The organism is Streptomyces violens (genome assembly GCF_000717745.1).
Lineage (GTDB): Bacteria > Actinomycetota > Actinomycetes > Streptomycetales > Streptomycetaceae > Streptomyces > Streptomyces violens.
In genome coordinates this window covers 13,102-35,121 of the sequence record NZ_JOBH01000007.1, presented here as the reverse complement: position 1 = coordinate 35,121, position 22,020 = coordinate 13,102, and the positions used below count along the sequence as shown (strand labels likewise).

The following is a 22,020-nucleotide window of genomic DNA, read 5'->3' as shown; positions in this document are numbered from 1 at the left end:
CCCGCAAGCCCCGTAAGTCAGGCCTGTCAGCCCGTCCCGCACCCGGCGCCGGCCGCCGTACCGGCACCCGCTCACGCTCCTCCGCCCACGCTCCCCGGTACGCCCACCACTGCCGCACCCGGATCCGTCGCAGCCGCAGAATCCGCCACGGAAACACCCGAGTTGGCCGGTGGCCCGCAAGGCGTCAAGGCGCTGCGGCCGCTGCTGGACACCGTGCTCGACGCCCTGGCCACCGGGGCCGCCGAGCGCGGCGGGCCACTGCCGGTGGGCGGTCCCGAGAGCGTCGCGGACGCCGTGCGCGAGGCGTGCGCGCCGCTCCTCCAGGACACCGGCGCCGGACCGCACGCCGCCCTGCGCGCGGTCGTCCGTACCCTCGCCGCAGGCGCCGCCGACCCCGCCGACCCGCACTGCGCCGCGCACCTGCACTGCCCGCCGCTCGCCCTGGCCACCGCCGCCGACCTCGCCGCGTCGGCCCTCAACCCCTCCATGGACTCCTGGGACCAGGCCCCCGCCGCCTCCGAGCTGGAAGCCCTGACCACCCGCGCGCTCGCCGAGCTCGTGCACCCGCAGGGGCCCGACGCCGAAGCCCTGGTGACCACGGGCGGCACCGAGTCGAACCAGCTCGCCGTGCTGCTGGCCAGGGAGCGAGCGGCCCAGGAGTACACCGCCCAGGAGCACGCGGCGGGGGAGCATCCGGTACGGGGGCACGAGGCCGACCCGGAGCGGGCCGCCCGCGAGCACCGGACCCCCGCTTCACACGGGGCGGCCGCTCACACGCCTCCGTACCCAGCTCCGTACGCGCCCCCGTACGGCCCCTGCCACGGCCATGCGCATAGCCCGGGTCAGGGCGGTTCGCACGCGGACGGGCATCGCGTCGGAGACCGGGCCGTCCACGGCTCCGAGCACCCCGCCCGCCCGCACAACGGCGCCCACTCGCACCTCGCCGCTCACCCCCACACGCCCCACTCGTCACAGCCCGGCCCCGCCGCCCCCATCGGCCCGCCCCTGCAAGTCGTCTGCGGGGCCAACGCGCACCACAGCATCCACCGGGCGGCCTGGCTGCTCGGGCTGCCCGCGCCCGTCACCGTTCCCACGCCCGACGGCACGCTCGACCCCGGTGACCTGGCGGCAGCGCTCGACCGCCTCAGCGGGCCCCTCCTCGTCGTCGCCACCGCCGGCACCACCGACTCCGGCGCGATCGATCCGCTGCCCGCCCTCGCCGACGTCGCCGCCGCACACCGCGCCCGCTTCCACGTCGACGCGGCGTACGGCGGACCGGTCCTCTTCAGCGACACCCACCGGCATCTGCTCACCGGCCTGGACCGCGCCCACACCGTCACCCTCGACCTGCACAAACTCGGCTGGCAGCCGGTCGCCGCCGGATTCCTGGCCGTCCCCGACGCCCGCGACCTCGCCCCGCTCGACCACCGCGCGGACTACCTCAACGCCGACGACGACACCGAAGCCGGCCTCCCCGACCTGCTCGGCCGTTCACTGCGGACCACCCGCCGCCCCGACATCCTCAAGATCGCCGTCACCCTCAAGGCGCTCGGCCGCCGCGGCATCGCCGACCTCGTCGACCGCACCGTCACCGCCGCCCGCACCCTCGCCGACCTCATCGAGGCGCGCCCCACCTTCGAATTGCACTCGCGCCCCACCCTCACCACTGTCCTCTTTCGCCCCACCGGCGCCGACGACACCACCGTCGCCACCGTCCGCCGCCGCCTCCTGCACGACGGCCGCGCCGTACTGGGGCGTGCAAGCACCCCCACCGGCCTCTGGCTGAAGGCCACCCTCCTCAACCCCCACGCGCACCCCGACGATCTGCGCGCCCTCATCGACCTAGTGGAAGGCCACACCCCCCGATGACCACCGCCCCCGCCCCCGATCCCCGTACCCCCCTCGACCTCGTCGGCGTCGGCATCGGCCCCTTCAACCTCTCACTCGCCGCCCTCGCCCAGCCCCTCACCAACCTGACCTGCGCCTTCTACGACCAGCAGCCCGCTTTCCACTGGCACCCCGGCCTCATGATCGACGGCGCCACCCTCCAAGTCCCCTTCCTCGCCGACCTCGTCACCCTCGCCGACCCCACCAGCCCCTGGAGCTTCCTCAACTACCTCAGGCACCGCGACCGGCTCTTCCCCTTCTACTTCGCCGAACGCTTCCACGCCCCCCGCGCCGAGTACGACGCGTACTGCCGCTGGGTCAGCGAAAACCTCCCCGGCCTGCACTTCCGCCACCAGATCGACGCCCTCCGCTGGAACGCCGAACACGCCGTCTTCGAGGTCGACCACACCCAGCTCGACGCCGACGGCGAGGCCGAAGCACTCGGCAGGACGTACGCCCGCAACGTCGTCCTCGGCATCGGCACCGCGCCCCACATCCCCGAGCCGCTCCGGCCCCTCGCCGACGCCCCCACCCTCCCCGTCATCCACTCCGCCGACTACCTCGACCACCGCGAACGCCTGCTCGCCGCCGACCACATCACCGTCATCGGCTCGGGCCAGTCCGGCGCCGAGATCTTCCTCGACCTGCTCCGCAACCGCCCCACAGGCCACGAACGGTTGCACTGGCTGGCGCGCACGCCCGCCTTCGCGCCCATGGAGTACAGCAAGCTCGGCCTCGAGCAGTTCACCCCCGACCACACGCGCTACTTCCACGGCCTCCCCGAAGCCACCCGCGACGCCCTCGTCCCCCAGCAATGGCAGCTCTACAAAGGCATCGACCACGACACCATCGCCGCCATCCACCAAGAGCTGTACGAACGCACCATCGACGGCGGCTGGCCCGACACCGTCCTCACCCCCGGCGTCACCGTCCGCACCGCGGGCCGCATCGGCACCCACACCATCGAACTCCACCTGGAACACGCCCACCAGCACACCCGCAGCCGGCTCAGCACCGACGCCGTCGTCCTCGCCACCGGCTACCGCGAACGCAGCCTCGACGCACTCACCAGCGCCCTCGACCCCTACCTCCGCCGCGACACCGCCGGCCGCCCCCGCATCGACGCCCACCACCGACTGAACCTCGACACCCGCGTCACCGGCTCCGTCTACGTACAGAACGCCGAACGCCACACCCACGGCGTCGGCGCCCCCGACCTAGGCCTCGCCGCCTGGCGCAGCGCCGTCATCCTCAACCACCTCACCGGCACCACGCCCTACCCCCTCCCCGACCGCACCGCCTTCACCACCTTCGGCCTGGCACCGCAACCGGGCCGGCAGCAGCAGACCCCCGGCGGGCGACGGCTCCAGCACCAGCCGCCCGCCACCACACGCCCGTCAGAAGACCGGAACTCCGTCCCGCGTCAACTTCCAGTCCACTGATGCAAAACGCGACGCGTCGATCGAACCCGACTGCTTCACCCACTCAATGATCAGATTCCGGATCTCGTCCGACGTCACCCACACCTGCTCCGCCTTCGCCACATGCGGGAAATTCCCCCCGCCGCTCGCCCGGTAATTGTTCACCGCCAGCACGAAACGCGCCGCCGGATCCACCGGCTTCCCGTCCCGCAGCAGCTTCCCGATCCGCTGCCCCGCCGGCTTCGCGATGTCGATCTCGTACGACACCCCGCTCACCGCGTCATAGTTGTAATCCGGAATGCCGTCCGCATTCGTCAGCTTCGACGGATCCACCTCGCCACCCGCCGGCGTCCGCACGTAATAACGTGCCGAGAACTCCAGGTAATCCTTCAGCTGTGCGCCGGTCAGCACCCGCGCCTCCAGCGTATTGTCGAACGGATACAGTGCCGCCATCGACCGGATCGTCACATCCCCCGCCGGCACCGCAGCCGTTCGCGAGAAACACGACGCCTGCGACACCACCGGCAGATCCGCGTACGCACCCCCGGCCAGCGCCTTCCGCACCACCTCCGCCTGCACGAACGCGATGAAATCCAACACCGGAGTGTCCGTGTACGGAGCCTCCGCCGCGGACAGGCGAGCAGTCGACTGCCCTATCACCTGGTTCACATAACGCACCACCTTCGCGTGCGCGTCACGCAGCAGCCGGGAAATACGCTCGTCCTCCACCGCCGCATTCGAGTTCAGCACTCGCGCCGACACCGAATCCACCGACCAGCGGCCCTTTTCCCACGCCACCTCAATATCGAACAACGTCAGCCGCTGCCCCCACTTCAGCGGCTCCGACAGCACCACCTCACGGCCCGTCCGCTCGTTCTTCACCCGGTATTCCGGAATCTCCGTGTGCGCGTGCCCCACCAGAATCGCGTCAATACCCGGCACCTGCTGCGCCACCAACGCCGCCGCGTTCTCCACGTACGGCAGCTGATCCCCGTACGAGGACGTGCCACTCGACCCGGAATGCGCGGCCACGATCACCACATCCGCACCCAGCGCCCGCAACCGGGGAACCCACTTCGCGACCTGTTCCTCCAGACCGGGAAACGCCATCTTCCCCTGGACGTTCGCCTTGTCCCAGATCGCGATACCCGGATTCGTCAGCCCGAGAATGCCGACCTTTACGTCGCGCCCGTGTGGAGTGCGCAGCCGCTTGATGACATACGGAGGGAACGCCGGGCGCAGTGACTTGGCGTCCACCGCGTTCGCGCCCAACAGGGGGAAGTCGCAGTTCTCCTCGAACTTGCGCAGCACCGGAATGCCGTAATTGAACTCGTGATTGCCGAGCGCCGCGGCGTCGTAACCGATGGCGTTCATGGCCCGGGCCATCGGGTGCACCGGGCCGTTCGCGCCGGTGATCGGGTCCACCTTTGCGTAGTAGTACGCCAGTTGTGTGCCCTGGATGGTGTCGCCCGCGTCGATGAGGAGGGTGTTGCCGCGTCCCTTGTCGACGCGCACCTCATTCACCAGGGTCGAAATCTTCGCCAGACCGACGTCGTTGTGGGCCGCGTCATCGAATTCCGCGTCCGTCGCGTAATCCCAGTTGAAGACATTGCCGTGCAGGTCGGTGGTGCCCATGACGGTGAACGCGTACCGCTTGCCGCCGCTGTGGCCGTGCCCCGCGGGGACCGGGGAGCCGGCCGGCCCGCTCGCCACGGCGGCCGGCGCCCCGGCGCCCGTCAGCGCCACCCCGGCACCGGTGGCGACGGAACTTCCCAGAAACGTTCTGCGATCGAGCGGCATGACCTCTCCTTGACCGTCCGCATCCCTGCGAACCGTTGGGCGTACAACTGGGCGTACGACGGGGCGTACAGCGGAACAACGCGCGTAGATGGACGTCACGTTCGTACGTCACGTTCGGATGAACGACGCGCGTAGATTCTGGCGCAGGCGCCCCTCCAGCAACACCCCTCACAGGTTGCGATCAGATGACCGCCGCGCCGCCGGCCGCTCCCGCACTCGCCTGACAAACCCCCGCCGCCGTGCGAGGCTCTGCGCAGCAGGACGCCGTCCGGAGCGAGGCCGTGCCGCGCCGTGAGAAGGAGCCCCCCACCACATGACCGACGCGCCCACCACCAGCACTGACACCGCCCCCGCCGGGACCCCCGGCGACGCCCTCCCGTACGGCACCCCGGACGTCCCGCGCGTCGCCGTACGCGGCGAAGCCCGCCTCGACGTCGACCCGGAGATCGCCCGCATCGGCATCACCGTCCAGGCCCGCGGCACCGACCGCGCCACCGCGCTCCAGGACCTCACCCGCCGCAACGCCGAAGTGCTCGACCTGGTCAAGAGCTACGGCGAGGCGGTGGAAAAGCTCGCCACCGGCGCCTTCACCGTCACGCCCCAACTCACCCACAAGGGCCGCGGCGAACGTGTACGCGCCTACCACGGCAACGTCCACCTCACCGCCACCCTCACCGACTTCACCGCACTCGGCGAACTCGCTACCCGCCTCGCCGACCTCGAACTCACCCGCGTCGCCGGCCCCTGGTGGGACCTGCGCCCCGACTCGCCGTCCCACCGCGAGGCCCGCCAGCAGGCCGTACGCGAAGCCGTACAGCGCGCCCGCGAGTACGCCGAAGCGCTCGGCGCGCGACTTGACGCGCTCGTCGAACTCGCCGACATCGGCGCCGAGAACGCCGCACCCGCCGGCAACCCGATGCTCCGCTCCCGCGCCGCCTACGGAGGCGCCGCCCACGAGGAGACCGCCCCCGCGCTCGACCTCGAACCCCAGCAGCAGACCGTGTACGCACACGTCAACGCGCGCTTCACGATGACCCGGCCGGTTCTGTGACGTGACGCGGCCCGCCGCCCGACGAATCCGTACAGAGCCGCCTGGGGCGTGCGTACATACAGGGGGCGTGCGGATGCGCGTACGAGCGCACGTGCAAGCCTCGAAAGCTGCTCATAGGAGCGGCCGCTCGCACATTCCAATACTTGTCAAGAGCCTTTCACCTCGCCGCCGTTGGGCGGTCACTTCTCCACAGTTCTCTACCCACCGGTAAGTCATAGGGTCGACGCCATGCGCCGAGCAAAGATCGTCTGCACCCTGGGACCCGCCACAGATTCGTACGAGCAGATCAAGGCACTCGTCGAAGCCGGAATGGACGTGGCCCGCTTCAACCTCAGCCACGGCACCTACGCCGACCACGAGGCGCGTTACGAGCGGGTCCGCAAGGCATCCGACGAGACCGGCCGCAGCGTCGGCGTACTCGCCGACCTTCAAGGTCCGAAGATCCGCCTCGGCCGATTCCGAGAAGGCCCCGTCCTTCTCGAACCCGACGACGAATTCACCATCACCGTCGAACCGGACACCGAAGGCGACCGCCACGTCTGCGGCACCACGTACGAGGGACTCGCCGCCGACGTCACCACCGGCGAACGCATCCTCGTCGACGACGGCAAGGTCACCCTCGAAGTCATCGGCGTCGACGGCCCCGAGGTCCGCACCCGCGTCATCGAAGGCGGCATGGTCTCCGACCACAAGGGCCTCAACCTGCCCGGCGTCGCCGTCTCCGTCCCCGCCCTCTCCGAAAAGGACCAGGACGACCTCCGCTGGGCACTGCGCACCGGCGCCGACGTCATCGCGCTGTCCTTCGTACGCAGCGGCCGCGACATCGAGGACGTCCACCGCATCATGCGCGAGGAAGGCCGCTTCCTCCCCGTCATCGCCAAGGTCGAGAAGCCGCAGGCGGTCGACAACATCGACGACATCGTCGCCGCGTTCGACGGCATCATGGTCGCCCGCGGTGACCTCGGCGTCGAAATGCCGCTCGAAACGGTCCCGATCGTTCAGAAGCGCGCGGTCAAGCTCGCCAAGCGCAACGCCAAGCCGGTCATCGTCGCCACGCAGATGCTCGACTCGATGATCGACAACTCCCGGCCGACGCGCGCGGAAGCCTCCGACGTCGCCAACGCCGTCATCGACGGCACGGACGCGGTGATGCTCTCCGGCGAGACGTCCGTCGGCAAGTACCCCACCGAGACCGTCCGGACGATGAGCCGCATCGTCGAGGCCGCCGAGGAGGACATCCTCACCAAGGGGCTGCCGCCGCTCACCGAGACCAGCAAGCCGCGCACGCAGGGCGGGGCGGTGGCGCGGGCCGCCGCCGAGATGGGCGACTTCCTCGGCGCGAAGTTCCTCGTGGCCTTCACGCAGTCCGGCGACACGGTCCGCCGGCTCTCCCGCTACCGCTCGCCGATCCCGCTCCTCGCCTTCACGCCGGAGCCGGCCACGCGCTCCCAGCTGAACCTCACCTGGGGCGTCGAAACCTTCCTCGGCCCGACCGTCGACTCCACGGACGAGATGGTCGCCCAGGTCGACGAGCAACTCCTCCGCATCGGCCGCTGCGAACGCGGTGACGTCGTGATCATCACCGCCGGCTCGCCTCCCGGCGTCCCGGGCACGACCAACCTGGTCCGCGTCCACCACATCGGCGAGACCGACTCCCCGGAGTAGGTCAGTACTTCGGCCCGACGTGGGCGTCCATCATCGCGACGGACGCCCGTCGGGCTACGGAGACGTTGAACGGGTCCGAGCCGCGCGCCAGGACCGACCACTCGACGCCCACCTTGGCGAGGGTGTCCGTGAAGAGCCTCCTGATGTCGTCGGACTTGTTGGTGAAGAAGTACCGCGGGTACTCGTAACGCTTCCGCTCACCGCCGACCATCCGGGTCGTCCAGTTGGTGATCCGACACCCGTCGGAGTGGATCAACCCGCGTATGAACTCCCACGGGTGCGCGTCGACGATCTTCTGCTGCCAGGTTTCGAGGACGATGCGCCGCTCGTGCTTCTTGCCGGGGCCGTGCTGGGGGAAGAGGCACCAGAGATGCCTCGAGTAGACCTTCACGTTGCGACAGCCGGTCCGGCGGACGCGACAGACGGAGTTGTCGGGGAACACAGCGCGCATGGCGGCCTCGCACTGGTCCATGAGCCCGGGCCGGGCTTCGTCGCAAGCGATCATGAGGCTGGGGACTCGGTGCTGCGAGTACTGGATGATGTGCCCGTCGCCGAGATACAGGCCGAGCAAGTAGGCGTACGCCTTGGTGTCGAGGTCCCCGTCGCAGCGTGGGCATTGCGCCTGGCGGCGACCTGGAGATTCACCGCGTTTGGCTCGGTCCATGTGCAGCCAGTAGCCGACGGTGCCGAGCGGGACGTTGAGATCGCGGGCCACATCCGCGTTCTTGCGGCCGGATCGTAGGAGGGCGAGCGCCTTGTGACGGACGTCAGAGCTGTGCATCTTCATGCGGCTACTCTGTGTGACGGGCGCAGCTCGCGAGATTGTTTCGTGCAGATTCACGCGAAGGTGATCGTCCGCTTTGTGTGTTTTGAGTGCCGGGTGCGGGACTTGAACCCGCACGCCCTTTCGGGCAATCGCTTTTGAGGCGATCATGTCTGCCGATTCCATCAACCCGGCTGGATGGGTCACGGGCAGCATACCGTGTGCGTATGTAGAGGCGCCGCTAGGTAGGCTGCATACGCACCACCTGCCTGGAACGAGGAGTCACGTGAGCGCCGCCGAGCCCGAGCAGCCCGTCGCCGACGAGCAGTCGCACGTCCCGCCGCAGACCACCCGCGTCGTCATCGCCGAGGACGAGGCGCTCATCCGTCTGGATCTCAAAGAGATGCTGGAGGAGGAGGGCTACACGGTCGTCGGCGAGGCCGGTGACGGCGCGAAGGCCGTGGAGCTGGCCCGCGAGCACCGCCCCGACCTGGTGATCCTCGATGTGAAGATGCCCGTCCTCGACGGCATCTCCGCGGCCGAGCAGATCGCCGAGGAGAGCATCGCCCCGGTGCTGATGCTGACCGCGTTCTCCCAGCGTGAGCTGGTCGAGCGGGCGCGGGACGCCGGTGCCATGGCGTACCTCGTCAAGCCGTTCTCCAAGAGCGACGTCGTGCCGGCGATCGAGATGGCCGTGAGCCGGTTCACGGAGCTGCGGACGCTGGAGAAGGAGGTCGCGGACCTCACGCAGCGCCTGGAGACGCGGAAGCTGGTCGACCGTGCGAAGAGCATTCTGCAGACGCAGTACGGGCTGACCGAGCCGGCCGCCTTCCGCTGGATCCAGAAGACGTCGATGGACCGCCGGCTTTCGATGCAGCAGGTCGCCGAGGCGGTCATCGAGGACGCCGAGGAGAAGAAGCAGAAGGAGCAGAAGGAGAAGGAGCAGCCCTCCGAGTAGAGGGGCAGCCCTCCGAGTAGTCGCTCGCCCGCTCCTGTGCCGAGGGCCGCACCGTGATTACGGTGCGGCCCTCGGCCTTGCTGTTGCGCGCGGCGGGGCGTCGTCGGCCGTGTGCGTACGGCGGTCAGTCCTCGCCCAGGTACGCCTTGCGGACCGACTCGTCGTGGAGGAGGTCCTGGCCGGTGCCGGAGAGGACGATCTTTCCGATCTCCATGACGTGGCCGTGGTCGGCGAGGGAGAGCGCGGCCTGGGCGTTCTGTTCGACGAGGAGGATCGTCGTGCCCTGGGAGCGCAGTTCGCGGATGGTCGCCATGATCTTCTGCATCATGATCGGGGAGAGGCCCATGGAGGGTTCGTCGAGCATGAGCAGTTTGGGGCGGGACATCAGGGCGCGGCCCATGGCGAGCATCTGTTGTTCGCCGCCGGAGAGTGTGCCGGAGGCTTGTTTGCGGCGTTCGCCAAGGATGGGGAAGAGCTCGTAGATCCGCTGGATGTCGCGTTCTATGCCGGTGCCGTCCTTGCGGAGGAAGGCTCCGAGCTGGAGGTTTTCGGCGATGGTGAGGCGGGGGAAGAGGCGGCGGCCTTCGGGGGAGTGGGCGAGGCCGCGTTCGACGATCTTGTGGGGGGCGACGCCGTTGAGTACGTCGCCGTCGAAGCTGATCTTTCCGGCCAGTGGTTTGAGGAGGCCGGAGAGGGTGCGCAGGGTGGTGGTCTTGCCGGCGCCGTTGGTGCCGATGAGGGTGACGACCTGGCCGGCTTCGACGGTGAAGGAGATGCCTTTGACGGCTTCGATCTTGCCGTAGGCGACGCGGAGGTCCTCGACTTCGAGCAGGGCGGTCATCGCGCGTCTCCGTTCGGGGGGTTCTCGTCGGGTGCGGTGCGCGTACCGGGGGCAGCGGTCGTACCGTCGGCGGGCTGCGGCGCCCGCGGTTCCGCGGCGTGCGCCTCCGCCGCGTCCACTTCGGCGGCTTCCTCGTCGCCGGGTGCGCCTTCGAAGGGCGTACCGAGGTACGCGGCGACGACGCGTTCGTCGGCCTGGACGACTTCCGCGGTGCCTTCGATGAGTTTTTCGCCCTGTACGAGGACGGCGACGCGGTCGCAGAGGTTGAAGATGAAGCGCATGTCGTGCTCGATGACGAGGACGGCGGTGCCTTGGTCGCGGATGGCGAGGACGAGGTTCTGGGTGGCGCGGGTCTCCTGGGGGTTCATGCCGGCGGTGGGTTCGTCCAGGAGGAGGAGGCCGGGTTCGCTGGCGAGGGCGCGGGCGATTTCGAGCTTGCGCTGTTCGCCGTAGGGGAGGTTGCGGGCGAGGTGGTCGCGTTTGGCGGCGAGGCCGGTGAATTCCAGGAGTTCCATGGCGCGGGTCTCGCTGCCGCGTTCGGCCTTCTTGAAGCCGGGTCCTCGGAGGAGGGCGGACCACAGGCCTTCTTTGGTGCGGGTGTGGCGGCCTACGAGGACGTTTTCCAGGACGGTCATGTTGGCGAAGAGGCGGATGTTCTGGAAGGTGCGGGCGACACCGGCCTGGGTGACGAGGTGGGGTTTGGGGGAGAGGCGGGTGCCTTTGTAGCTGACGGTGCCTTCGGTGGGGGTGTAGAGGCCGGTGAGGCAGTTGAAGAAGGTGGTTTTGCCGGCGCCGTTGGGGCCGATGAGGCCGACGATCTCGCCGGGGGCGACGGTGAGGTCGACGGCGCGTACGGCGGTGAGTCCGCCGAAGCGCATGGTGACGCCCGAGGCTTCGAGGACGGCGCCGTCGCTCTTCGTGGCGGTGGTGGGTGTGGTCATGGTGTCCTCCTCACGCCCCTGCCTTGGTGGCGCCGGTCGTGTCGTCGCTCAGCCGCTGTTCGGGCACGTCGAGCTGGCCGGTTTCGTGGAATTCGAGCTGTTTGCGGCGGTCGGGGATGAGTCCTTCGGGGCGGTAGCGCATGAGGAGGACGAGGGCGAGGCCGAAGAGGAAGAGCTGGTAGTCCTGGAGGAAGTCCAGCTTGGCGGGGATGAGGAAGAGGAGTGCCGCGCCGACGAGGGGGCCGCTGAGGGTGCCCATGCCGCCGAGGATGACGGCGGCGAGGAGGAAGGCGGAGTTGGGCGGCTGGGGTCCGGCGAACTGGAACTGCTCGGGTGTGACGGTCGTTACTACGTGTGCATGGACGGTTCCGGCGAGTCCGGCGAGGGCGGCGCCGAGGGCGAAGGCGAGGAGGCGCAGCCGGAAGGAGTTGATGCCCATGGCGATGGCGGCGGTCTCGTCCTCGCGGATGGCGATCCAGGCGCGGCCGATGCGGGAGGCGGCGGCGCGGCGGAAGACGAGGACGACGAAGGCCGTCACGAGGATCATGAGGAGGTAGTAGTTGCCGTAGGTGGCGATGGGCACGCCGAGGATGGTGTGGGGTTCGCCGAAGTTGAAGCCGAAGATCTCCAGGTTGGGGACGTTGGGGATGCCCATGGCGCCGTTGGTGACGTCGGGCCCTGTGGTGCCGTTGAGGTTGAGCATGGCGATACGGAAGATCTCGCCGAAGCCGAGGGTGACGATGGCGAGGTAGTCGCCGCGGAGCCGCAGGGTGGGGGCGCCGATGAGGACGCCGAAGACGAGTGCGGCGGCGGCTCCGGTGAGGAGGGCTGCCCAGAAGGGGAGTTGGATGCCGAGGGCGGATTCGGGGGAGCCGGAGACGAGGGCGGCCGCGTAGGCGCCGACGCCGAGGAAGGCGACGTATCCGAGGTCGAGGAGTCCGGCGAGGCCGACGACGACGTTGAGGCCCAGGGCGACGGTGGCGAAGATCAGGATGTTGGCGCCGATGATCGTGTACTCGTCGGTGTCCTGGGTGAAGGGGAAGGCGGCCGCGGCGACGAAGGCGGCGGCGAGTGAGATGCCGCGGTGCCGGTGGGTGAGTGCGGTGAGGCGGTTGATCAGGCCGGCGCGGTGGACGGCGGCGATGGCGAGTGCGACGAAGAGGAGGTAGCCGACGAAGGGGGGTCCGTCCTCGGCGTCGATGCCGTAGGTGAAGGCGTAGAGGGCGATGCCGAAGGCGACGGCGATGAGGAGGATCTCGGCCCAGGCGGGGAGCTGCTTGGCGGGTCGGGGTGTGGGGACGGCCGCGCAGCTGTTGGTGAAGCGCTGCCAGGGGCCGTGCGGGGGTGTGCCGGGGGTGTGGTCGGCGGGCAGCCCCAGGGCGCCGATGAGGGTGATCAGTGCGGTGATGCCGGCGAGGAAGCCGCCGGGTTCGAGGTTGACCAGGCCGCCGAGTTGTACGGCGATGGCGGCGAGGGTGAACCAGGTGGCGGCGAAGGTGCCGAGGGCGGCGAAGAGGGCGGGTGCGTTGCGGCCGCCGGGGGTGAGTGCGGTCAGGCCGCGGATGCCGAGGCCGGCCAGGGCGAAGGCGAGGGTGAGGAGGGCGCCGGTGAGGGTGATGAGCTGGAGTCCGGCGGGGGAGCCGTAGTAGGTGAGATCGCCGGGGAATTCGCTGCTCCAGGTCCAGGAGAGGGCGGTGGAGCCGGCGGTGGCGAGGGCGCCGGCGGCGGTGATGATGCGGGCGGCGCGTGCGGGGAGGGGGAGGAGGCCGGGGGTGGTTGCGGGGGTGTCCGCGGCGGCCGGGTTCGTGGTGGGTGCGGTGGTCATCGCTATCACGCCCGATCCGCGACGCGTTCGCCCAGCAGGCCTTGTGGTCGCAGGAGGAGTACGAGGATGAGGAGGACGAATGCCCAGACGTCTTTCCAGGCTCCGCCGCCGAACTGGGTCATGCCCGGGATGAATTCGACGTAGGCGGTGGCGAGGGCTTCGGCGATGCCGAGGACGATGCCGCCGAGCATGGCGCCGTAGATGTTGCCGATGCCGCCGAGTACGGCCGCGGTGAAGGCCTTGAGGCCCATGATGAAGCCCATGCGGAATTGCACTTCGCCGGTGCGCAGTCCGTAGGCGACGGCGGCGACGCCGGCGAAGGCGGCGCCGATGGCGAAGGCGAGGACGATGATGCGGTTGGTGTCGATGCCCATGAGGGCGGCGGTGTCGCGGTCCTGGGCGGTGGCCTGCATGGCGCGGCCGCTGCGGGTCTTGGAGACGAAGAAGCCGAGGGCGATCATGCAGATCGGGGCGGCGACGACGACGAAGAGGTCGCCGCGCTGGACGGTGGCGCCCAGGATGTCGAAGGCGTCGCCCTTGAACTGGGGGAAGACGCGGGCCTTCTTGGCGTCGGGGTACCACTTCCAGACGGCCTGCTGGAGTGCGATGGACAGGCCGATGGCGGTGATGAGGGGGGCGAGGCGGGGTGCACCGCGCAGCGGGCGGTAGGCGAAGCGTTCGGCGGCCACACCGACGAGTACGGAGACGGCGATGCCGCCGATGAGCATGAGGGGGAGGGCCGCCATGAGGGACATGCCGGGTGGGAGGGCGAGGTAGACGGTGAGCGCGCCGAAGCCGCCGACCATGAAGATCTCGCCGTGGGCGAAGTTGATGAGCTGGACGATGCCGTAGACCATCGTGTAGCCGATCGCGATGAGTCCGTACATCGCGCCGAGGATGAGTCCGTTGGCCAGCTGTTGCGGCAGTTCGTTCACCGCAGGGCCTCCGTGGGGTGTGGAAGGTGCCGGTGTGCCGGGCAGGCGGGGAGTGTGCCGGTGTGCCGCGGGCCGCGCCAGGTGGGGGTGGGGTGCTGGCGCGGCCGGTGTACGGGCGGGCGGTGCGGGTCAGCTCTTGTCGAACTTCTCGAACTCGGCGCTGAAGCGCGCCTTCCACTGCTTGTTGTCGACCTGGTAGGCCGTGATCATGGTGTTGGTGGTGTCGCCGTACTTGTCGAAGGCGACCTTGCCGGTGACGCCGTCGAACGAGACCTTGTTCATGGCGTCGACGACCTTCTTGCGGGCGTCGTCGGGGAGCTTGCCGTTGTTGTCGGCGACGACCTGCTTGACGGCCTGGATGATGGCCCAGGTGGCGTCGTAGGTGGAGCCGCCGTATGCCTCGTAGCGGTCCTTGTAGCCGGCGGCCTTGTAGTCCTCGATGAACTTCTTGGCGGAGGGCAGCTGCTCGACGGGCTTGCCGACGGAGGAGGCGTAGTCGCCCTGTGCCTTCTTGTTCAGTTCGATGTAGTCGGCGCTGTACATGCCGTCGCCGCCCATGAGGGGGGCGTCGAGGCCGCCGTCCTTGAGCTGCTGGCTGAGCGGGCCGGAGGCGGGGTATTCACCGCCGTAGAAGACCAGGTCGGGGTTGGCGCTCTTGGCCTTGGCGACGACGGCCTTGAAGTCGCGGTCGTCGGGGCTGACGTGCTCGGTGCCGACGATCTTGCCGCCGAGCTTGGTGAACTGGTCCTTGAAGGAGGAGGCGAGGCCGACGCCGTAGGTCTTCTGGTCGTCGATGACGTAGGCCGTCTTGGCCTTCATCTTCTCGTAGGCGTACTGGCCGTCGAACGCGCCCTGGACCTCGTCGGTGGTGGCGGTGCGGAAGTAGGTGGAGAACTGCCGTTTGCGGTCGTTCTTCTTCCAGTTCTTGCCCTGGGTGAGGTCGGGCGTGGTGTTGGCCGGGGAGATGAGGGTGACGCCGTTGGACTGCGCGACCTGCTGCATGGACTGGGCGACGCCGGAGTTCAGCGGGCCGACGATGCCGAGTACTTCCTTGTCGCCGGCGAGCTTGGTGGCGTTCTGCTGGCCGGCGTTGGGCAGTGCCTTGTCGTCGAGGGGGCGCAGTTCGAAGGTGACGCCGTCGACCTCGTTCTGTTTGTTGGCGTTCTTGACGGCGAGGTCGGCGGAGTTCTTGATGCCCTGGCCCAGGGCGGAGAGTTCGCCGGTGAGCGGGGCGTCGAGGCCGATGACGACGGTGGCCTTGGAGCCGTCGCCGCTCTTGTCTTCGCCGCGGGAGCCGCACGCGGAGAGCGTGAGGGCGCCGGCGGCTACCGCGGTGGTGAGAATCAGCAAGGAACGGTGACGCACGATCTGTCCTTTCCCCTGGCGTGGTCACGCTGTGGCGCGACCGTTCGCGCGCCGGGCTGTAAGGGGTGGTACAGGCCGTGCTGGTACAGCGCGCCCGGCGGCGCGGTGACTGGCGGTGATGGTAAGGCGGTGCAGTTCGCCGGGGCATCGGCGCCGACGAGGATGTGACGCTCTTGTTATGACCTGCGATGAGCGTTTCGTACTGATGGTCCTTACCGCTGGGGCGTGTGCGCCAGGCGGAGCGGGAACTTGCACTTCTACGAGGGGATTTGCCGTGCGACGCGGTCGGGGCGTCCGGAATGCGGTGCGGACTGCGGTACGGGAGCGGCGCCACGGGGGAGCGGGAGGTGTGCGCCGGAGGCACATTGTGCGTGTTACGCAGCGTTAGGGCGGCGGGGGGCGGTTGCTGCCGGTACGGCCATCGGCGAGGCGGCGGCGAGGGTGGTGGCGTGACCGGGCAGCCGGGGGAAAAGCAAGGCGGCCCCGCTCCGGATGCGCACCGGAGCGGGGCCGTCGCAGGGCCGCCTGGGGGCTGAACTGCCAGGTCAGGAGTTCTGGGCCGGGGACTCCGCGTCGCGCAGCAGGCAGGTCAGGCGGGCGCTGCAGACGCGCCTGCCCTGCTCGTCGGTGATGGCGATCTCGTACGTCGCGGTGGAGCGGCCGCGGTGCACGGGGGTGGCGACGCCGGTGACCAGGCCGGTGCGTACGCCGCGGTGGTGGGTGCAGTTCAGGTCGACGCCGACGGCGAGCTTGCCGGGGCCGCCGTGCAGCATGGCGCCGACGGAGCCGAGGGTCTCGGCGAGGACGGCGGAGGCGCCGCCGTGCAGCAGGCCGTAGGGCTGGGTGTTGCCTTCGACGGGCATGGTGCCGACGACCCGCTCCGGGGCGGCCTCCACGACCTGGACGCTCATCCGCGTGCCGAGGTGGCCGGCGGAGAACAGGGCGGGCAGGTCCAGGCCCTCCCCGGCCCACTGGTCGAGGACTTCCTGGGGGAACGCGGTCGTGGTCTGCTCGCCCATGGCGTACGGCTCCGTTCGCTTGCGCTGCTCGTCGGGTCGCTGTTCGTCGGTGTCCGGATGGTGTGGCCGTACGCGTACGGGGCCGGCCCGGGCCGTGGGCCGGACGGGGCAGGGCGTCGTGCCGCCCTCAGGCTACTGAGCGCGCGCTCAGTTCGGGGGCGCGAGGGCTGTGCGGCTCATCACTGGCTCGGGCCGCCGCGGGGAGGTCCGGCGAGGCCGGGCGGGGCCGGGCCCGGCCCCGCCCGGGGCGAGTATCAGAGCCCCGTCGGCTCCAGCCTGATGACCACGGACTTCGAGGCGGGGGTGTTGCTGGTGTCGGCCGTGTGGTCGAGGGGGATCAGGACATTGGTCTCCGGGTAGTACGCGGCGGCGCAGCCGCGCGCCGTCGGGTAGTGGACGACCCGGAAGCCGGGCGCGCGGCGCTCGCTGCCGTCGGTCCACTCGCTGACGAGGTCGGTGTAGGCGCCGTCGGCGAGGCCGAGGGCGCGGGCGTCCTCGGGGTGGACCAGGACCACGCGGCGGCCGTTCTTGATGCCGCGGTAGCGATCGTCCAGGCCGTAGATCGTGGTGTTGTACTGGTCGTGCGAGCGCAGCGTCTGCAGGAGCAGCCGGCCTTCGGGGACGGCGGGGAACTCCACCGGGGCTGCGGTGAAGTTGGCCTTGCCGGTGGCGGTGGGGAAGCTGCGGTCATCGCGCGGGGCGTGCGGCAGGGCGAAGCCGTCCGGGCTCGCGACGCGGGCGTTGAAGTCCTCGAAGCCGGGGACGACGCGTGCGATGCGGTCGCGGATCGTGGCGTAGTCCTTCTCGAACTCCTCCCACGGTATGCGGCTGTCCTTGCCGAGGACCCGGCGGGCGAGGCGGCAGACGATGGCCGGCTCGGACAGCAGGTGCGGGCTCGCGGGCTCCAGGCGGCCGCGGGAGGCGTGCACCATGCCCATGGAGTCCTCGACGGTGACGAACTGCTCGCCGCTGCTCTGGAGGTCCTTCTCGGTGCGGCCGAGGGTGGGCAGGATCAGCGCGCGGGCGCCGGTGACGGCGTGCGAGCGGTTGAGCTTGGTCGAGACGTGGACGGTGAGGTTCGCCCGACGCACGGCGGCCTCGGTGACCTCGGTATCGGGGGTGGCGGAGACGAAGTTGCCGCCCATGGCGAAGAAGACCTTGGCCTGTCCGTCGCGCAGCGCCCGGATGGCGCGTACGACGTCGTAACCGTGCTCGCGGGGCGGCGCGAAGCCGAACTCCTTCTCCAGGGCGTCGAGGAAGGCGGGTGCGGGGCGTTCGAAGATGCCCATCGTGCGGTCGCCCTGGACGTTGCTGTGGCCGCGTACGGGGCAGACGCCGGCGCCGGGGCGGCCGATGTTGCCGCGCAGCAGCAGGAAGTTGACGACTTCCCGGATGGTGGGGACGGAGTGCTTGTGCTGGGTGAGGCCCATGGCCCAGCAGACGATCGTGCGCTTCGAGGCGAGGACCATGCGCAGCGCTTCGTCGATCTCGGCGCGGGTCAGGCCCGTGGCCCGCAGGGTCTCGTCCCAGTCCAGTCCGTCGCCCGCGGCGGCGGCGAACTCCTCGAAGCCGTGCGTGTGCTCCCGGATGAAGTCCTCGTCGAGCGCGCCCTCGGTCTGCAGGAGGAGGTGGTTGAGCGCCCGGAAGAGGGCCTGGTCGCCGCCGAGCCGGATCTGCAGGAAGAGGTCGGTGAGGGAGGTGCCGCCGCCGGCCAGGCCGCGCGGGGTCTGCGGGTTCTTGAAGCGCTCCAGGCCGGCCTCGGGCAGCGGATTGACCGAGATGATCTTCGCGCCGTTGGCCTTGGCCTTCTCCAGGGCGCTGAGCTGGCGGGGGTGGTTTGTGCCCGGGTTCTGACCGGCGACGATGATCAGGTCGGCCTTGTGGAGGTCCTCCAGGGAGACGCTGCCCTTGCCGATGCCGATGGTCTCGGTGAGGGCCGAGCCGGAGGACTCGTGGCACATGTTCGAGCAGTCGGGGAGGTTGTTCGTGCCGTACTCGCGGGCGAAGAGCTGGTACAGGAACGCAGCCTCATTGCTCGTGCGCCCGGAGGTGTAGAAGACGGCCTCGTCGGGGGAGGAGAGGCCGGTCAGCTCCTCGGCGATGATGTCGAAGGCGCGCTCCCAGGGCACGGGGGCGTAATGAGTGGCGCCCTCGGCGAGGTACATGGGCTGGGTGAGGCGGCCCTGCTGGCCGAGCCAGTAGCCGCTGCGGCCCGCGAGGTCGGCGACGGAGTGGGCGGCGAAGAAGTCGGGCGTGACGCGGCGCAGGGTGGCTTCCTCGGCGACGGCCTTGGCGCCGTTCTCGCAGAACTCCGCCGCGTGCCGGTGGTCGGGGTCGGGCCAGGCGCAGCCGGGGCAGTCGAAGCCTTCCTTCTGGTTCACGCGCAGCAGCGTCAGGGCCGTGCGCTTCACGCCCATCTGCTGTCGGGAGATGCGCAGCGCGTGGGTGATGGCGGGCAGGCCGACGGCCGAGTGCTTCGGGCCGCTGACCTCGGGTGCGTCCTGTACCGGGTCCGACTCGGGTGCTTTGCCTGCCATGGCGGTCTCCCTGGGTGCCGATGATGCTGAGCTGCCCCGCGCGAGCAGCCGTTCTGTAAATCACCATTCAGGCATCCGGATCATGTATGGAACAAGTCTCCGTACGGTCCTTCCGCCTGTGATCGATCCTGCCACGCGCCACCGACCGTCGGCCGGTCGTCCACAGGACGTAATGATGAGGGTGACGACGTTGTCCACAGGCACCCTCCGGGAACGGCCGGGGCGGCCGTCGCGGCAGGGATTGTCAGTGGGGCGTGGCAGGATCGGGGGCGTGGCAGCAAAGGCAGCGAAGAAGAGCGAAACGACCGGCAGCGAGACGGCGGAGGGAGGGCGTCCCCGGCTGCTCCTGATGGACGGGCACTCCATGGCGTACCGGGCGTTCTTCGCCCTGCCCGCGGAGAATTTCACCACCGCCACGGGGCAACCGACGAATGCCGTGTACGGCTTCGCCTCGATGCTGGCGAACACCCTGCGCGACGAGGCGCCCACCCACTTCGCGGTGGCCTTCGACGTCTCGCGCAAGACCTGGCGCTCGGAGGAGTTCCCCGACTACAAGGCCAATCGCTCCAAGACCCCGGACGAGTTCAAGGGGCAGGTGGAGCTGATCGGCGAGCTGCTGGACGCCATGCACGTGAAGCGGTTCGCCACGGACGGCTTCGAGGCGGACGACATCATCGCCACGCTCGCCACGCAGGCCACCGAGCAGGGCTTCCAGGTGTCCATCGTCACCGGCGACCGGGACTCCTTCCAGCTGGTCTCTGACGACGTCACGGTGCTCTACCCCACCAAGGGCGTCTCGGAGCTGACCCGCTTCACCCCGGAGAAGGTGTTCGAGAAGTACGGCCTCACGCCGGCCCAGTACCCGGACTTCGCCGCCCTGCGCGGCGACCCGTCGGACAACCTCCCCGGCATCCCCGGCGTCGGTGAGAAGACCGCCGTGAAGTGGATCAACCAGTTCGGTTCGTTCCAGGAGCTGTGCGAGCGGGCCGAGGAGGTCAAGGGCAAGGCCGGGCAGAATTTCCGCGACCACCTGGAGGCCGTGAAGCTCAACCGCCGGCTGACCGAGATGGTCCGCGACGTCGAGCTGCCCTGCGGCCCCGCAGAGCTGGTGCGCGAGGGGTACGACCGGCAGGCCCTCACGGTCTTCCTGGAGGCGCTGGAGATCCGTAACCAGGGCCTGCGCGACCGCCTGCTGGCCGTCGACCCCGGAGCCGAGGACGCCGCGGACACCACCGAGCCCGTGCCCGGCGTCGAGATCGACGGCCTCGTCGCGGGCGCCGGCGAGCTCGCCCCCTGGCTCGCCGAGCACGGCAGCGAGCTGCTCGGTGTCGCCACGGTCGACTCCTGGAAGCTGGGCAGCGGCTCGGTCGCCGAGGTCGCCCTGGCCACCGCAGCCGGACCCGCCGTCTGGTTCGACCCGACGCAGCTGGACGAGGCCGACGACCGGGCGTTCGCCGCCTGGATCGCGGACCCCGAGCGCCCGAAGGTGATGCACAACGCCAAGGGCCTGATGCGGATCTTCCCCGAGCACGGCTGGGAGATCGACGGCGTCACGATGGACACCGCCCTCGCCGCATACCTGGTCAAGCCCGGCCGGCGCTCCTTCGCGCTGGACGCGCTCTCCGTGGAGTACCTCGGCCGGGACCTGGCCCCCGCGGCGGCCGGCGACGGCCAGCTGGCCTTCGGTGCCGACGAGCAGGCCGAGGCCGAGGCCCTGATGGCCAAGGCCCGCACGGTCCTCGACCTCGGGGCCGCCTTCGAGACGCGTCTGGAGGAGGTCGGCGCCGCCGACCTGCTGCGTGACATCGAGCTGCCCACCAGCGTGCTGCTGGCCCGTATGGAGCGCTCCGGCATCGCCGCCGACCGCGGCTGGCTGGAGCGCATCGAGCAGCAGTTCGCGGCCGCCGTCCAGCAGGCCGTCACCGAGGCGCACGCCGCCGCGGGACACGAGTTCAACCTCGGCTCGCCCAAGCAGCTCCAGGAAGTCCTCTTCAACGAGCTGGGCCTGCCCAAGACCAAGAAGACCAAGACCGGCTTCACCACGGACGCGGACGCTCTCGCCTGGCTCGCGGCGCAGACCGACAACGAACTGCCCGTGATCATGCTGCGCCACCGTGAGCAGGCCAAGCTGCGCACGACGGTCGAGGGCCTGATCAAGACCATCGCCGCGGACGGCCGCATCCACACCACCTTCAACCAGACGGTGGCCGCGACCGGCCGGCTCTCCTCCACCGAGCCCAACCTGCAGAACATCCCCGTCCGTACGGACGAGGGCCGCGCCATCCGCCGCGGCTTCGTGGTCGGCGAGGGCTATCAGACGCTGCTGACCGCGGACTACAGCCAGATCGAGCTGCGCGTGATGGCGCACCTCTCCGAGGACGAGGGCCTGATCCAGGCGTTCACCTCCGGTGAGGACCTGCACACCACGGTGGCCTCGCACGTCTTCTCGGTGCCCAAGACCGAGGTCGACCCCGAGATGCGCCGCAAGATCAAGGCGATGTCGTACGGACTCGCGTACGGCCTTTCCGCGTTCGGCCTGTCCCAGCAGCTGGGCATCTCCCCGGACGAGGCCCGCAAGCTCATGGACAACTTCTTCGAGCGCTTCGGCGGTGTGCGGGACTACCTGGAGGACGTCGTCGACCGTGCCCGCGCCACGGGCTACACCGAGACCATGCTCGGCCGCCGCCGCTATCTGCCGGACCTCAACAGCGACAACCGCCAGCGCCGCGAGATGGCCGAGCGGATGGCGCTGAACGCCCCGATCCAGGGCACCGCGGCGGACATCGTCAAGATCGCGATGCTGCGGGTCGACGAGGCGCTGACCGCCGCCGGGCTCACCTCCCGGATGCTGCTCCAGGTCCACGACGAAATCGTGGTCGAGGTGGCGCCAGGCGAGCAGAAGCAGGTCGAGGAGCTGGTGCGGCGCGAGATGGCCGGTGCCGTCGAGCTGCGCGCCCCGCTGGACGTCTCCGTCGGTTCGGGCGGGGACTGGGAGTCCGCCGCGCACTGACC

General features: G+C 69.9%; 15 protein-coding genes and 1 tRNA gene. 6 read left to right on the top strand and 10 right to left on the bottom strand.

The genetic code is table 11. From position 1 onward, the window contains the following. The first annotated feature begins 162 nt into the window (after positions 1-162). Positions 163-1,869: a pyridoxal phosphate-dependent decarboxylase family protein gene (locus IF04_RS39760; protein WP_037959554.1), complete on the top strand. Its 1,707-nt coding sequence runs from the start codon at positions 163-165 to the stop codon at positions 1,867-1,869. Further along, entirely contained in the window at positions 1,866-3,329 is a 1,464-nt protein-coding gene (locus IF04_RS0114800; protein ID WP_078600323.1) for a lysine N(6)-hydroxylase/L-ornithine N(5)-oxygenase family protein, read from the top strand. The genes IF04_RS39760 and IF04_RS0114800 overlap by 4 nt, the downstream gene beginning before the upstream one ends. Here the strand turns inward: IF04_RS0114800 and IF04_RS0114795 are convergent. Beyond that, positions 3,285-5,108: a bifunctional metallophosphatase/5'-nucleotidase gene (locus tag IF04_RS0114795; protein WP_030256267.1), complete on the bottom strand. Its 1,824-nt coding sequence runs from the start codon at positions 5,106-5,108 to the stop codon at positions 3,285-3,287. The genes IF04_RS0114800 and IF04_RS0114795 overlap by 45 nt on opposite strands. Positions 5,109-5,421: 313 nt before the next feature. On the opposite strand from IF04_RS0114795, the gene IF04_RS0114790 reads away from it, so the two are divergent. Both IF04_RS0114790 and pyk read left to right on the top strand, forming a co-directional pair. Beyond that, a complete protein-coding gene (locus IF04_RS0114790; protein WP_030256264.1) occupies positions 5,422-6,159 on the top strand; it encodes an SIMPL domain-containing protein in 738 nt (245 codons plus the stop codon). 228 nt (positions 6,160-6,387) lie between these two features. Then, positions 6,388-7,824 carry a pyruvate kinase gene (pyk, locus tag IF04_RS0114785; protein WP_030256261.1) on the top strand — a complete coding sequence of 479 codons (1,437 nt, stop codon included), beginning with the start codon at positions 6,388-6,390 and terminating at the stop codon, positions 7,822-7,824. Position 7,825: 1 nt separating this feature from the next. Here the strand turns inward: pyk and IF04_RS0114780 are convergent, their stop codons facing one another. Next, positions 7,826-8,611 carry a hypothetical protein gene (locus tag IF04_RS0114780; RefSeq protein WP_030256257.1) on the bottom strand — a complete coding sequence of 262 codons (786 nt, stop codon included), beginning with the start codon at positions 8,609-8,611 and terminating at the stop codon, positions 7,826-7,828. 87 nt (positions 8,612-8,698) lie between these two features. Continuing rightward, positions 8,699-8,782: transfer RNA gene (locus IF04_RS0114775), tRNA-Leu, on the bottom strand. Positions 8,783-8,873: 91 nt separating this feature from the next. Here IF04_RS0114775 and IF04_RS0114770 point away from each other — a divergent pair. Further along, the gene (locus tag IF04_RS0114770) at positions 8,874-9,545 is read left to right on the top strand and encodes an ANTAR domain-containing response regulator (RefSeq protein WP_030256254.1); all 672 of its coding nucleotides are present in this window, start codon (positions 8,874-8,876) and stop codon (positions 9,543-9,545) included. Positions 9,546-9,669: 124 nt separating this feature from the next. Here IF04_RS0114770 and IF04_RS0114765 read toward each other — a convergent pair whose 3' ends face one another. The 7 genes from IF04_RS0114765 to IF04_RS0114735 form a co-directional block, all read right to left on the bottom strand. Continuing rightward, positions 9,670-10,386: an ABC transporter ATP-binding protein gene (locus IF04_RS0114765; RefSeq protein ID WP_030256251.1), complete on the bottom strand. Its 717-nt coding sequence runs from the start codon at positions 10,384-10,386 to the stop codon at positions 9,670-9,672. Continuing rightward, entirely contained in the window at positions 10,383-11,327 is a 945-nt protein-coding gene (locus IF04_RS0114760; protein ID WP_030256246.1) for an ABC transporter ATP-binding protein, read from the bottom strand. Before IF04_RS0114760 ends, IF04_RS0114765 begins: the two co-directional genes overlap by 4 nt. A gap of 10 nt (positions 11,328-11,337) precedes the next feature. Then, complete coding sequence (locus IF04_RS0114755) at positions 11,338-13,152, bottom strand: branched-chain amino acid ABC transporter permease (protein WP_030256241.1); 1,815 nt, start codon at positions 13,150-13,152, stop codon at positions 11,338-11,340. Between the two features lie 5 nt (positions 13,153-13,157). Further along, entirely contained in the window at positions 13,158-14,087 is a 930-nt protein-coding gene (locus IF04_RS0114750) for a branched-chain amino acid ABC transporter permease (RefSeq protein ID WP_030256236.1), read from the bottom strand. 129 nt (positions 14,088-14,216) lie between these two features. Further along, a complete protein-coding gene (locus IF04_RS0114745) occupies positions 14,217-15,437 on the bottom strand; it encodes a branched-chain amino acid ABC transporter substrate-binding protein (RefSeq protein ID WP_030256233.1) in 1,221 nt (406 codons plus the stop codon). 560 nt (positions 15,438-15,997) lie between these two features. Beyond that, positions 15,998-16,471: a PaaI family thioesterase gene (locus tag IF04_RS0114740; RefSeq protein WP_030256230.1), complete on the bottom strand. Its 474-nt coding sequence runs from the start codon at positions 16,469-16,471 to the stop codon at positions 15,998-16,000. 254 nt (positions 16,472-16,725) lie between these two features. Next, entirely contained in the window at positions 16,726-19,008 is a 2,283-nt protein-coding gene (locus IF04_RS0114735) for an FdhF/YdeP family oxidoreductase (protein ID WP_030256227.1), read from the bottom strand. A 349-nt stretch (positions 19,009-19,357) separates the two neighbouring features. Between IF04_RS0114735 and polA the strand changes: the two genes are divergently transcribed. Next, the gene (polA, locus tag IF04_RS0114730) at positions 19,358-22,018 is read left to right on the top strand and encodes a DNA polymerase I (protein WP_425428422.1); all 2,661 of its coding nucleotides are present in this window, start codon (positions 19,358-19,360) and stop codon (positions 22,016-22,018) included. Positions 22,019-22,020 lie beyond the last annotated feature (2 nt).